Below are 12,902 nucleotides of genomic sequence, written 5' to 3'. Positions count from 1 at the left end.
TGTTCTTCTTTACAATGGCGCGCCACTCTGTTTTAAGGATTTGTAATGAAGATGCCCGTTGTCACAGTAACGCTGGTTTCTGCCGCATTGCTCTACGTATTGTGGGACCAGACCAGGGGAACCCCGGCTCCGGCCAGTGCAGAGCGTTTCAGTAACCTGGCGACCAGCCCTGCAAGCCGGGGGGAGGTACTTGATTTTGTTGTCAGCCGGGTTCCCGTTTTTTGCAGCGAGGCGACGGGACGGGATAGCGGGGAGACATTCAACGATTGTGTGCAGCGAGCAAACAGTCGATCCTCATCCTGCCGGCGAACGATGGTCGGCCAGTTTCCGGATAACGTGATGTCGGAAGCGGTATTCCGGGATCTGTCGATTACCATGATCAATTGCCTGGTGCCTCAATCCGGGGTGGTGCAACCCTGAAGTAACGACAAGACAAGGAAACGTCCATTGGAAGCATTACTCTTTCTCGTTATCGGAGCTGGCGTGCTGCTGGTGCCTGTGGGCTCACTTCTGGGCTTTCTGGCGTTCCGGCAAAGAGACCGTCACGCCTCCCGGGTCGAGGATCTGGCTCTGGAAGTCGCCGACCTCCGGGCAGAGGTTTCCAGGCTTCGCGATACCGGGGTTTCTCTGCCGGATCCGGTGACGCCGGCCACCCCGGATGTGCCGGCGGATGTCGGGTACGTGCGGGAGCCAGCAAGTTCGGTGGCAGAAACGACAGACGCAGAGACATCTCGGGAGCCGGTCGCGGAAGACACAGCAATTGCCGTTCCCGTGAATCGGTCGGATGCTCTGGTATCCCGTGGCGTGGCGGCATTCAAAGCCAACTGGATGGTCTGGATTGGCGCGCTGAGTGTCAGTCTTGCCGGGATCTTTATGGTGAGCCATTCGATTTCCGCCGGACTTATCGGACCAGTGCATCAGTTGCTGATGGCGTTGTTGACCGGGTTGGGGCTGCATGCAGGCGCGGAATATCTTCGTCGGCGTCACATGGGTTCGGATCAGGTCTTTGCAGCACTGACCGGCGGTGGCAGTGTCACACTCTATGCAGCCTTGTTGGCGGGCGTTCATCATTATGGATTGATCGGGCCCGTACCGGCGCTTTTCGCGCTGGCACTGGTTTCCGTCGCGACCATGTTTCTGGCGCTTGTGCATGGCCCATTACTGGCCATTATGGGGCTATCGGGTGCCTATCTGGTGCCGCTGCTGGTCGGGGGCGAAGGCGGAAGTGCCGTCTTTGTGCTGAGTTACAGCGTTGTGATCACCGTCAGCTCCCTGCTGTTGATGCAGTATGTCTACCGTCCCTGGCTTTGGTTTGGCACCCTGGCCGGCGCCGGACTCTGGTGGCTTCTGGTTGCCGTTAGTGGACGCCACGGCCTGGCGGTGTCCTGTTATCTTCCCGTGCTTTTCCTGTTGTTTTCGGTCTTGCCCGGAGATGGCCTGCTTCCCCTGCAGCGTCGAAGAGACGCCTTGCTGGCAACACTGTTGGCCTGGGGAGCGTCTATTGCCTGGCAATCGACGGATGATCCCGCTTTTCTGGCGTGGCTATGGATGCTACCGGTCGCCGTATTGTTGCCCCAAAGCCGACAGCGACTGTGGTTTTTGCCCTGGGCCGCGGTGTTGGCCACGTTTGCCGGCTGGCTTGTCTATTCTGCCGATCTGAGTCAGGACGTTCTGTTCAGGCCGTTGGGACAGAGTTTCCAGCAGCCCTTCATCACCTATCTGATTCTTGCCTCTGTGCTGGTGGTATTGAGCGTCCTCTGGCAGTGGCGGACGCAGCTGGAGCTGAGGCGGTGGGCGTCGCTGGCGATGCTGGCGCCCGTTATCTGGCTGTTACTGGGGTGGTTGCTTGTTCAGGGCGGGCAGGCTGCAGGCAACTGGGCGTTGGTCGCGCTCCTGGCGGCGGCGGTCTATGGTGTCGTTGCCTGGCGCTTGGAGCACTCGCAAGGTTATCGCGTTGGCCTGGTCTGGGCGATACTGGCTGCCCACGCGTGCTATTCCATGGCGGTTGCCATGTGGTTGCAGGAAGCGTCAATGACATTGGCGCTGGCCACTCAGTTCGTCAGCCTGGTCTGGCTTGGACGCCGATACCAGGCGCCCGAGCTGTTCCTGATTCTCAAGGTTTTACTGGCCATTGTGGTGGCGAGACTGACCTTCAATCCATGGTTGCAGAGCTACGATGCGGGTGGGCATTGGTCCCTTTGGACCTACGGAGGGGCCACGCTGTTTGCTGGCGCTGCTACCTGGCTGGCCAGAAAGGAGGCCATTCGGCCCTGGCTGGAAGCTGTCACCTTGCATCTGCTGGTTCTGTTCCTGGGCGTGGAGCTTCGTTACTGGCTATACAATGGTGATATTTTTGCGCGGCAATATGGCGTCACCGAGGCGTCAATCAATACCGTGCTCTGGGGCGCTTTGAGCATCGTCTACGTTTTCCGGTCCAGGGTCGCGGGAACGCTGGGGTGGCTTTACCGGTTGCTGGCGAGGGCACTGACGGTGATCGCTGTTCTGAGTTATCTCGTTGTTGCCGTGGTGCACAACCCCTGGTGGACCGACGGCACTATTGGCAGTACTCCGGTATTCAATCTGCTGTTGCTGGCGTATGGCGCGCCGGTCCTTCTGGCTCTGGCCAGCGCTCGATACTCCGATCTTGTGCCCGTTCGCTGGTCTCTTTGTACGGCTGCAGTGGCTTTCGGGGTGTTCACTTTGCTCGAAATCCGGCATCTGTGGCAGGGCAGTGCGATGACTCTGTCCAGTGGAATGGGGGAGGGCGAGCTCTATACCTACTCGGTGATTGGTATGCTCTACTCGATTGCCGCGATCCTTTGGTCCACACGTAACCAGAGCGAACTGCTGCACAAGGCAGGAATGATTCTGCTTGGTCTGGTCATCGGCAAGATCTTTCTGGTGGATATGGCCGGGCTGCAGGGACTGTGGCGGGTTGCTGCCTTTATGGGGCTGGGGCTGGCGCTGCTTGGCCTGGCGTGGATGTACCGGCGAACCTCTGGCTCCGGGAAGGCGTCAGAATCCTGAGACCGTTGATCGGGATTTTGGCGTTGCCCATGACCGGTGTTCGCTATACAGTTAACAAACACTCACTTAATTCTGGCAGTAGATGAGGAAATCCAGGTGACAGAACTCGTAACTTACGAACTGAACGACGGCATTGCCACCATTACCGTGAACAATGGCAAGGCTAATGCTCTGAGCCATGAGGTATTTGACGCGCTGAATGCCGCGCTGGACCAGGCAGAGCAGGATAAGGCCATTGTCATTCTCACGGGCCAGCCGGGGATGTTTTCCGGCGGCTATGATCTCAAGGAAATGCAGAAAGGCCCGAAAGAGGCCATGGCGCTGGTTAAGGTGGGCTCTACGTTTACCCGTCGTCTGGCTGCATTTCCGCTGCCGGTTATTGCCGCCTGCAGTGGCCACGCCATCGCCAAGGGCGCGTTCGTTCTGCTTTCAGTGGATTATCGAATCGGGGTAGAGGGTGGCTTCAAGCTGGGCCTGAATGAAGTGGCCATTGGTATGACCATGCACCATGCGGGCATTGAGATTGCGCGCCATCGTATGCCGGCCCCTTACTTCTACCGCTCGGTGGTAAACGCTGAGATCTTTAACCCGGAAACGGCTATTGCGGCCGGCTTCCTGGATGAAATTGTGGCGCCGGAACAGTTGGCGGAGCGCGCCACAGCGGTGGCAACGCAAATGAAGCAACTGAACATGCGCGCCCACAAGCAAACCAAGCTCAAAACCAAGGCCGCTTATCTGGAGAAGCTGGACTGGTGCATTGAGCAGGATGCAGCCCACTTCGACGTACTGGGCTGATCCCTGCCGGGGCCACCTGTCTGGTGGCTCCTGTCGCTTCAGTTGGTTTCCCGGTAGTTCACCAGATCGTAGCGCTTCTGGTAACTGCCGTTTTCTCCCGCACACAGCAATCCCGCCTGGACCGGGCAGCCCTGATCGTCAAGCATCAAGGTGCCGATATTGCGGTCACTGGTCAGGAAGAAGTCGCTGTCTTCCGGCAGCAGGTAGCTTTCCTGGTTTTTGCCCAGTAACTCTCCGATCCTGTTGATGGCCCTCAAGCCGATATTCTCACCCATGGGTACGTTGTTGCAGGCGCTGCTGCAGATCTGCCAGAGAACGGGCCCCTGGCTGGTTTGACGTCTTCGGGCAAAGGCGTAGTGTACGTCGCCAGAGAAAACCACCACATGCTCAACACCGGGTAACTGACAGCAGGATGATTTCAGAGCCTCGAGCGATGCCGTGTCCGCACTCCAAGGTTCCCGATCCAGAGTGCGTTTGAACATGGGAAAATTCAGCTGCAGGTATTCGATATGACTGAACCCGTAGGTGGGGGTCGGTGAGACCACAATCAGCGTGCGACACTGATGAAACCCGGAGAGTCGCTGGCCCAGTTGCTGGATCTGCTGATCAGACATCAGGCCAAGGGAGTGTTTGCCTCGCTTGCTGAATTCCCGGTGCGTGCGGGTATCCAGCACCGCCACCGGCGGTGTCTGTTCCAGTTCGTAGCCCCAGTACCGCTCAAGCAACCAGTCCCATTCTTTGTGGTCGGCTGGCGTATCCTGTTCGAGAAGCGTTTTGAGTTTTGCCACTTCGGACTTCACCAGAGAGGGCTGATTGCCCCAGTGCTGGCAGAGGAAGTAAGTCTGCAGAGCGTTGATCAGCACGTACCGGCCAATGGGCGTGGTGCTCAGTTGCCGGGCGTTCTGTTTCGAGATGTTCCAGTCGTCGGTGACTTCATGGTCATCAAAGATCATGTAGGTCACCGTGTTGGCGAGCAGTTGGCGGACCTCCGAGCGGGCCAGATTTGCAAAGCCAGACAGATTACGGTGGTCTTCTGCGTGTTGTCTCTCCGTGTAGACATATTGCACCGGCGGGTTCCGGCCATCCCGGGTATTGGCAGGCTGTTTGGCAAGCCGTGGCTTGAGTTCGTCATGGCCCTGGAAGTCGAGGCCGAACTGGTGTCCGGCGCCTGAGAAGGCAAACAGGTACATGCTCAGGTATTCGGCCCGGGTCAGCAGGTGGGAGCTTTTGGCGCTGGAGCTGAATCCGTAGGGGCTTCGGGTTACCCAGTGACGGTCATCCAGTTTCGACAGCCGGTGCAGGTCTTTGCCCGCCGGCAGGTTTTTCAGATCATCGGCCAGTCCAAGGTGTTTCTGCAGCTTGCCCAGATAATCCAGCAGCAAGGGTGACACATCGTCGGCGTAGATCTGGTCGCCGGTCAGAAACAGCTGGCTTGGCCGGCTCTCCTTGCGAAGATTCTCCGCCAGCAAACGGGCGCCCCGGGCGAGTTGGTCCGGCTTTTTGTCTTGTCCCGGGGAGTGAGGGCGCCGGCAGGAGGCCTGAATGAAATGCCGATGTTCCCGGGGCAGGTAAACACTGGGCAGCTTGTCCGTGCCAGGGCAAAGTGTCGCCAGCAGCTGGCTGTCTCCAAAGGGCTCGCCATCCAGTACTATTTCATAGAAGAGCTCATTGGTTTGGTGATAAGGCTCGGCGTTGTCGAGGGGAAGGTCCGTCGACAGCATGCAGATATAGCAGTTATCGCCTGCTGGTATGAACTCGGCGTCGCAGTCTCTGGTAACTGGTGATGCTCTGGCATCATCCAGATAGGTATTCAGTTGAATGCTCTCGGGACGCTGGTCTAATACCAGCCATAGGTTGAGCACGGTGCGATTGGAGTGGCGTACGATAGGGCCGCAGATGATCATGGGAAACTCCTTTCCGGTATGTGAATCCTTTCGGGGGTAATGCCCGCTTTGTTGTTGTCATTAAAACGTGCAGTATATCTGATCAAATTAACCGCAGGGATCGCAAACGCAGTGTTTATGCCGCCTGTGATCGCATGTCCTTGCCTTGCTAACAAAGTTATCCACAGAAAGTGTGGGTAAACACACAAAGGAATGACCATTTCATGACCGATAAACCTGCAAAAGCTGTTTCTGCTTCAGCTATTGAAAAGCATGTGTATAAAGTGTTCCCCAACGACATGAACTCCCACAATACGGTGTTCGGGGGCATGATCATGGCGAAGTGTGACCGCTTGGCACTGGTGGTCGCGGAGCGGCACTCGGCCCATGTCTGTGTGACGGCGGCGGTGGATTCCATTCATTTTCGCGCTCCCGCCAAAGGCAATGACACCTTGTTGTTCAATCTGTCGTTGAACCGTAGTTGGGGCTCCTCCATGGAGATCGGTGCGAAAGTGGAGGCCGAGAACAGCTATACCGGCGAGACTCGCCATATTCTGTCTGCCTTCTTTACCTTTGTGGCACTGGATGAACACGGCAAGCCGGTGGATGTGCCCCAGGTAATCCCGGAAACCGAGGACCAGAAGCGCCGTTATGCCAAGGCACAGATACGCCGTGAGGGGCGTTTGCGCACCCGGGATGAATTGTCGAAGGCGAGTGGCTGAGGGCTATCGCATATTACCGCCAGTCGTGGTATACCAGCGCCCGTGATGACTAACTATTCTGGAACCGGATGTCATGCCTAAAGCAAGTGAAATCAAAAAGAATCAGGCGGTTGAATACGAAGGCCGCGTCTATTTCGTGAAGGATATCGAGCGCTCCGTGCCCCAGGGCCGTGCCGGAGGCAGCCTTTACCGGATGCGCATGTACGATGTGGTCACCAACCAGAAACTGGATGAGACCTTCAAGGACTCGGACATGCTCAATCTGGCCGACCTGGTGCGCCGGGAAGCGACCTTCTCCTACGCTGATGGTGATGAGTATGTGTTCATGGATACCGAAGACTTTACTCAGTACATGCTCAACCGCAGTGCCATTGAGGATGAGTTGCTGTTCATTACTGAGGACACCCAAGGGGTAATGGTGATTCTGGTCAGCGAAAACCCGGTGGCCATTGACCTGCCGCCGACGGTGGAACTGACCATTGAGGAAACCGACCCGTCCATCAAGGGTGGCTCGGCAACCGCCAGAACCAAACCCGCCCGCCTGACCACAGGCCTGGTGGTACAGGTTCCTGAGCACATTTCCACGGGTGACCGAATTCGCGTGAACGTGGAAGAGCGCAAATTCCTCAGCCGCGCCTGATGATATGGCAAGAGGTCAGCCGATTGAGCTGACCTCTTGTGCGCTGAGATGGCGGTAGCTGCCAGGCTCTAGCCCATCCACAGTCAGCCCGCCCATGCTTTCCCTGTGCAATGAGGTCACCCGGTTGCCCACGGCGTGAAACATGCGTTTTACCTGATGATAGCGACCCTCGTAGATCGTCAGCCGCACTTCCCGCTCTCCTAATGGCTCCAGCGACGCGGGCGAGGTTCTGAGTTGTTCGTACTCGAACCAGATGCCTTCCCTGAACCGATCCTCTGTCTCCGGTGAGATGGCGTAAGCCGTGGTTACCCGGTATACCTTGGGGATTTTAACCGCCGGTTCGGTCAGCCGTCGGCTCCAGACCCCGTCACTGGTGAGGATCAATAGTCCGGTGCTTGCCCTGTCCAGTCGCCCTGCGATGTGCACATGCGGCCGAAGCAATGGGTCAATCAGTTCCATAACGGTGGGATGCTGGTCATCCCGGGTGGCGCTCAGATAGCCCGATGGTTTATTCAGCATCAGGTAATACGAAGGGGCCGCGCTCTGGATGATTCGCTGGTCAACGCACACTTCACGAAACCGCGGGATGTCAAGGTCCGGATCATGGCAGCGCTCGCCATCAACATGAACACGGCCGGCGGCGAGCAGGGCCTTGGCCTGTCGGCGGCTAATACCGTTCTGATTGGTGAGTATCCGTAAGAGCTTCATGTTGTGCCCGACAAAAAAGGAGCTCCGAAGAGCTCCTGGTGTGCTGTCTGATTTGCCATCAGCTATCGGCTGTGTCGCCCTCCCAGCGGGCAATCTTCTCACGGTCCTGATCTGACACCACGTCTGATTCCAGTGATGCCCGTTGCTCTGGTGCAACCAGGCCCTGGGCAGCCATATCCCCGGTTCTGCGCGCTTCCTGCTCCTGGCGGATATAGTCGAGCCGCTGTTCCCGGTCGGCCTGCTTTTCGCTCTTTATTTCGTCGTTGCGGCGACGGAACTGGTCTTCCAGGTCGCCAACCACGCTGTTGATGAATCCATCGCATGGCGACAGGGACAGCAGATACCTCGGCTGCTCCAGGTTTTGCTGGCCAGAGACCGCAAACGTTGAGCTGACCGCTTCGGTTGCCAGAGCGAAGTAAGTGGCGTCGAAACTGAAGACATCCTGTTCACTGGACGCACTGTGACGGTCGGCGCCGCGGTAATGAGTTGCCCGCATCACCGTGCCTTCACAGTGCATATCGAACAGGTTGGACTTGAAGAAGATCTCGGCCCAGAACAGATGGCAGATTCTGGACAGTGTCCGGCCGAAGCCGAGCAATAGCAAGCTGGCAAGCAGGATGGCGGCAGTGGCGCCTGCGGGGATGAACAGCAGGTTCAATGCCTGGTCGACATCGAGCCGGGTAGCGCGAAGCTGATCCAGAGCGTAAACATGGTCCATCACGCGATCGGCACCCAGCCAGAGCAGCAGGGCACCCGCCAACAGGAGTATCTGGCCAGCGATGGTTCCGCTTGCCCGGGCCCAACGCAGGGATTTTGGCTCTTCGCGGTCTTCGACAACAGGTTGTATCTCGACCAGAAGGTCGCCGTTGAATTGCTCATTCTCCCGGTTGGCATCACCGGTGTCGTTGCTGTCCAGATATACCCGGTTCGGCAGCTCTTGCTGACGTTTTTGCATCAACACCAGGTCGCGCAGCGTCGTGAAAATCTGGCGTGGGTGCAGATCGAATCGCCAGCTGTTGTTAAGTTCAGAGCTGCTGGTTGCGATGGGCACCATGCCAATGCGTGCTTTGATTAAAACCACCGCAATGGCCGCTGTCGCCAGAGCACAGACGATAGTCAGGGTCAGCAGGGACCCGGTACGGAAAACCGGTTCAAGCAGGGGCATCAGGCCTGCCAAATCCTGGCGGGCACTGACGTGCAGACTGTCCCAGAAGCCAAGCCAGCCCTGGGCAGTCAGTATGGGCACCGCGATGGCACCGATGATCACCAGCGCCAGTCCCTTGCTGGTGGTCTGGCCCAGAGTGGTCATGTTACTGCGGGACAGCGGGTTACCGAGTTTGACCCACAACAGTCCCAGGTACACCAGCAATGACGCTTGCAGGATCAGTGAGATAACCGTGCTGCCAACATCCGCGCCTTCGGTGCCCGAGAACACCATGGTGACCACCAGGCTGGCCACCAGAAAGGCGGCGATGGCCACGAAGCTCTTGGTCAGTTTCATGGCCAGATTCTGAGCGACGTTGCGAATTGGCCAGGGGGTGACAATCAGGTTGGGAAAGACCGAGTGAACCGCCCGGGCGAACCAGCCGGTGGGCTCGATAAAGGTCGGATTGCTCTTGCTCATGAGCATGTTGTGGAGCATTTTGGAGTTATACAGGGTCGGCTCGCGTTCGTTCACGGCTTCACGGGCAACGTTTTTGGCCAGTGAGGCCGGTGCGGCGCGGCCCACGAAGAAACGCATGACCTGGAACAGGCCTCCGCCCAGCGCCTTCAACCCGCCCGTTACAAACAGGCCTCCGATCAACAGGTTAACCCAGGCCCTGGGTTTGTCGGTACCAAGCAGAGGTTGAATCTGAAACAGGAGATAGACGCCAATCGCCAGCAGAATTGCACCACGAATGGACCGGACCAGCCCTTCGAACCGGAATGGATTCCGGATGTTGAGTTTTTGAGCTCCGTACTCAAATGCCATGCTTTGTTCCTTTACATGAGTAAGAGAGGGTGTAGAGAGGCGCAGAGTTTAGCCTGAAAACTGTGAACAATTACCGGCAATTACATAAAAAAATGTAAAACGGAGTAAGATTTTTCGTGGTCGGTAGAGGGCGGATTTTATAAGACCCGGATTTTTTTCATCAGCGCTGGCCATCCAACCGGCAGTTGTTCTTCCAATGCCTTGAGGACTGCGTCGGGTATCTGCCAGGGATCAAACGCCCGATTACAGCCATAGATAACCCAGTTGTTGGTTTTGCTTTTGAAGGTGAGCAGACACGGGAACTGGCGTTTCAGCTCGCGCAGCAGATTACCGTCCGGCTCCGGCATGCGGTGATAGTTAAGAACGAGCCAGCCGTCAGGTTTGAGTGCCCGGGCACAGGCCTTGATGAACCGGCGTTGGGCTTGAAGGGGCGACATCCGGTCTGCGCTGTACAGATCCGTGACAATCATGGCGGTGCTGGCCACCGGAAGCGTTTCCAGTGTGTGCCAGGCATCAGCGACGGTGACATGAAGGCGCTCATGTTGTGGGAACGAGAACCAGTCCCGTGCGGTCTCGAACACTTTTTGACGCAACTCCACCACATGAACCTGACTGTCGGGTAACAGGCGGTGTATGCCGTGGGCGACGACGCCTGCGCCCAAACCAAGCACAGTGATGTGGTCGGGCCTGGCGAAAGCAATGGGTAGCAGCATGGCCCGGCTGTATTCGTGGACGGGAACATGGGGTGCCCGACGCAGAATTTTGCTTTGCTCAAACACGGAATCAAAACTGAGAATCCGGTGTTTGCGATCATCAATCACCAGAATATTGCCGTAGCGGTCGTTGGCGACATGCACGATATCGCCCTTGATATCGGGCCGTTTGATGATGGTGCCCATCAGTTGGCGGCGTAGCGCTGGTGCAGGATACCTACACGTTCCACGTAGGCTTTGGTTTCCGCGTAAGGCGGAATGCCCCTGTAGCGGCCAACGGCGCCGGGGCCGGCGTTATAGGCGGCGGTCGCCAGGCGAGTGTCACCATTAAAGCGTTTGAGCATTTTGGCCAGATAGTCGACACCGCCGCGGATGTTTTCGCTGGCCTCCAGCGGGTCTTTTACGCCCAGTTCCTGTGCCGTCCCCGGCATCAGCTGCATCAGTCCCTGGGCACCGACGGGTGAAATGGCCTTGGGGTTGAAGGCAGACTCGGCATGGATAACGGCTCGCACCAGGGCCGGGTCAACATTGAATTCAGCTGCCGCGGTCTGGATTTCACTGCGGTAGGGGCTCAGGAACAATGGCGTTTTGTGCCAGTCGACGTTGGATTCCGGGTCACAGGCGTAGCAGTGGAAGCGGATAACATCGAAGTCGGCGTTGCCCGGGCGCTGACTGCTGTAGGCCACGACACCGTGCTCGTCGGTGTAACGATACACGGTTTCACTCTTGGTGGAGGCTCGTGGCTGGCTTTTGCTTTTCACATTGGTGAATTCCACCCGTCCGTCCGGATGCACGATGCGTTTGATGCTGTCGGCATGGGCCGTCGCTGCCGCGAGAAGGAGTCCGGTGACAAGGGCAATGGTGACTCTAGTCGTCAGGGATGTACCGCTGAAATTCATCAAGAACCCGAAGCATAGTTTCTGAATGACACACTACGTCTATTATCGCGGTAGATGGCCGTTCAAGTGTAGGAGTTTCGTGCCTTCATGATACCGATTGTTCATGGGGTCACAAACTGGCCGTTGTCTTCAGGCATCGACAGCACTCGGTCCGGCCGGCGGCGGAATTCGCTTGCCCGACCAGTTCTCCAGCAGCCGGCAGGCAACCAGGTCGCCGGTCACATTGATGGCGGTTCGGCACATATCCAGAATTCGGTCCACGCCCATGATCAAGGCAATACCTGCGGCTGGTACACCCACCGATTGCAGTACCATTGCCAGAATGACAATGCCAACCCCCGGGGTAGCCGGCGACCCTATGGAGGCACCCACTGCCATGGCGACCACCAGGGCCATACTGCCAACACTGAGGTCGATGCCGTAGACCTGGGCCAGGAAAACGGTCGCGACGGCCTGATAAAGCGCAGTGCCATTCATGTTGATGGTGGCGCCCAGGGGGACTACAAACTGGGAAACCGAGGGGCGCACTCCCAGTTTGTCCTCTGCGGTACGGATAGACAGGGGCATGACAGCGGCGGAGCTGGAGGTTGAGAATGCCAGCAGCAAGACATCACGGGTATCCCTCAGGAACTGCAGTGGCCGTACACCTGCCAGCAGTTTGAGAATGACCAGATAAAACCCCATCAGGACGGCGAGGCCGAACAGCACCGTTGCCACATAGGAGGCCATGCCAATCATGGCACGAAAACCCAGGGTAGTTGTGAGTTGCGCCATCAGGCCAAACACGGCATAGGGCGCAAGGCGCATGGCCCAGCGAACCACGGTCATGCAGATTTGCTGCAGTGAATCGAGCAGGTCCAGCATCGGTTTGGCTTTGTCGCCCGACATACTCACCAGCGCAACGCCGATGATGATGGAGAAAATCACCACCTGCAGCATCTGCCCTTCCACCATGGCGTCCAGGGGGTTACCGGGCAGAAGTCCAATCAGTGTCTGGGGGAGGGCGTCCAGGCCGGGGATGTCGGCGGCCACCGGCGCGGCATCGGCTGGCGGTGTGGTCAGCCCGGTCATCAGATCCCCCGGGTTAACCAGGCCGCCCACCCAGAGCCCGATGGTGGCCGCAATGGCGGTTGTAATGACAAAAAACAGGGTAACCCGGGTCCCCATTTTCCGGAGTTGTTCCAGGTTGTCGCTGGCGGCCAGTCCTCGCACCACCGAGGCAATCACCAGTGGTATGACGATCATCTGTATAGTGGCGAGGAAGAGTTGCCCCGGAAACGCCAGCCAGTTGCCGATCAAGGTGCCTGTTTCCGGTTCGACCAGGCCGACCGAAGGACCAAGCAGTGTGCCCACCACCAGACCAAGCCCCATGCCAATGAGCACTTTAAGCCAAAGCCTGCCTTTGACCAGTGTGGCCAGGTAGACGCTCAGATGGCGCAGCGAGCGAGGTGCATTGTCGGTGGTCTGAGCTGGTGTGTTATCCATGATCAACGTGTCCGTGTTGCCGTTTTTCTGTGTCGGTGACAGGCAGAGATCGGGCCTT

11 protein-coding genes are annotated in these 12,902 nt (G+C 57.7%); 5 read left to right on the top strand and 6 right to left on the bottom strand.

The genetic code is table 11. The features are described 5' to 3' along the window. Positions 1-45 precede the first annotated feature (45 nt). The 3 genes from B3Y70_RS01820 (at position 46) to B3Y70_RS01810 (ending at position 3,822) form a co-directional block, all read left to right on the top strand. Entirely contained in the window at positions 46-420 is a 375-nt protein-coding gene (locus B3Y70_RS01820; protein ID WP_153740975.1) for a hypothetical protein, read from the top strand. Positions 421-447: 27 nt separating this feature from the next. Next, positions 448-3,027, top strand: a complete 2,580-nt coding sequence (locus B3Y70_RS01815; RefSeq protein ID WP_286715214.1) for a DUF2339 domain-containing protein — start codon at positions 448-450, stop codon at positions 3,025-3,027. 96 nt (positions 3,028-3,123) lie between these two features. After that, a complete protein-coding gene (locus B3Y70_RS01810; RefSeq protein ID WP_219193720.1) occupies positions 3,124-3,822 on the top strand; it encodes a crotonase/enoyl-CoA hydratase family protein in 699 nt (232 codons plus the stop codon). A gap of 38 nt (positions 3,823-3,860) precedes the next feature. Here B3Y70_RS01810 and B3Y70_RS01805 read toward each other — a convergent pair whose 3' ends face one another. Beyond that, a complete protein-coding gene (locus tag B3Y70_RS01805) occupies positions 3,861-5,726 on the bottom strand; it encodes an alkaline phosphatase D family protein (protein ID WP_199452392.1) in 1,866 nt (621 codons plus the stop codon). 203 nt (positions 5,727-5,929) lie between these two features. On the opposite strand from B3Y70_RS01805, the gene B3Y70_RS01800 reads away from it, so the two are divergent. Next, positions 5,930-6,427, top strand: coding sequence for an acyl-CoA thioesterase (locus B3Y70_RS01800; RefSeq protein ID WP_011786352.1), 498 nt, complete (start codon positions 5,930-5,932; stop codon positions 6,425-6,427). 73 nt (positions 6,428-6,500) lie between these two features. Beyond that, positions 6,501-7,067: an elongation factor P-like protein YeiP gene (gene yeiP, locus B3Y70_RS01795; protein WP_011786351.1), complete on the top strand. Its 567-nt coding sequence runs from the start codon at positions 6,501-6,503 to the stop codon at positions 7,065-7,067. Positions 7,068-7,082: 15 nt separating this feature from the next. Here yeiP and B3Y70_RS01790 read toward each other — a convergent pair whose 3' ends face one another. From B3Y70_RS01790 to B3Y70_RS01770, 5 genes are all read right to left on the bottom strand, one after another. Continuing rightward, positions 7,083-7,775: a pseudouridine synthase gene (locus B3Y70_RS01790; RefSeq protein ID WP_011786350.1), complete on the bottom strand. Its 693-nt coding sequence runs from the start codon at positions 7,773-7,775 to the stop codon at positions 7,083-7,085. Positions 7,776-7,833: 58 nt separating this feature from the next. Continuing rightward, a complete protein-coding gene (locus B3Y70_RS01785) occupies positions 7,834-9,747 on the bottom strand; it encodes a hypothetical protein (protein WP_199452391.1) in 1,914 nt (637 codons plus the stop codon). Positions 9,748-9,884: 137 nt separating this feature from the next. Further along, positions 9,885-10,646 carry a spermidine synthase gene (locus B3Y70_RS01780; RefSeq protein WP_114434133.1) on the bottom strand — a complete coding sequence of 254 codons (762 nt, stop codon included), beginning with the start codon at positions 10,644-10,646 and terminating at the stop codon, positions 9,885-9,887. Beyond that, positions 10,646-11,359, bottom strand: coding sequence for a lytic transglycosylase domain-containing protein (locus B3Y70_RS01775; protein ID WP_114434134.1), 714 nt, complete (start codon positions 11,357-11,359; stop codon positions 10,646-10,648). Before B3Y70_RS01775 ends, B3Y70_RS01780 begins: the two co-directional genes overlap by 1 nt. A gap of 129 nt (positions 11,360-11,488) precedes the next feature. Further along, a complete protein-coding gene (locus B3Y70_RS01770) occupies positions 11,489-12,844 on the bottom strand; it encodes a dicarboxylate/amino acid:cation symporter (protein ID WP_114434135.1) in 1,356 nt (451 codons plus the stop codon). Between the last annotated feature and the right edge of the window lie 58 nt (positions 12,845-12,902).

This window comes from Marinobacter sp. UBA5687 (genome assembly GCF_002420325.1).
GTDB classification, from domain to species: Bacteria; Pseudomonadota; Gammaproteobacteria; order Pseudomonadales; family Oleiphilaceae; genus Marinobacter; species Marinobacter nauticus.
Note: the sequence above shows the minus strand (reverse complement) of the source record. Positions and strands in the feature narration are given on the sequence as shown.

What these genes read in the sequence shown, in the direction of transcription:
- B3Y70_RS01820 (WP_153740975.1), top strand. Translation starts at nt 46, where the DNA reads ATGAAGATGCCCGTTGTCACAGTAACGCTGGTTTCTGCCGCATTGCTC.
- B3Y70_RS01805 (WP_199452392.1), bottom strand. Translation starts at nt 5,726, where the DNA reads ATGATCATCTGCGGCCCTATCGTACGCCACTCCAATCGCACCGTGCTC.
- B3Y70_RS01800 (WP_011786352.1), top strand. Translation starts at nt 5,930, where the DNA reads ATGACCGATAAACCTGCAAAAGCTGTTTCTGCTTCAGCTATTGAAAAG.
- yeiP (WP_011786351.1), top strand. Translation starts at nt 6,501, where the DNA reads ATGCCTAAAGCAAGTGAAATCAAAAAGAATCAGGCGGTTGAATACGAA.
- B3Y70_RS01790 (WP_011786350.1), bottom strand. Translation starts at nt 7,775, where the DNA reads ATGAAGCTCTTACGGATACTCACCAATCAGAACGGTATTAGCCGCCGA.
- B3Y70_RS01785 (WP_199452391.1), bottom strand. Translation starts at nt 9,747, where the DNA reads ATGGCATTTGAGTACGGAGCTCAAAAACTCAACATCCGGAATCCATTC.
- B3Y70_RS01780 (WP_114434133.1), bottom strand. Translation starts at nt 10,646, where the DNA reads ATGGGCACCATCATCAAACGGCCCGATATCAAGGGCGATATCGTGCAT.
- B3Y70_RS01775 (WP_114434134.1), bottom strand. Translation starts at nt 11,359, where the DNA reads ATGAATTTCAGCGGTACATCCCTGACGACTAGAGTCACCATTGCCCTT.
- B3Y70_RS01770 (WP_114434135.1), bottom strand. Translation starts at nt 12,844, where the DNA reads ATGGATAACACACCAGCTCAGACCACCGACAATGCACCTCGCTCGCTG.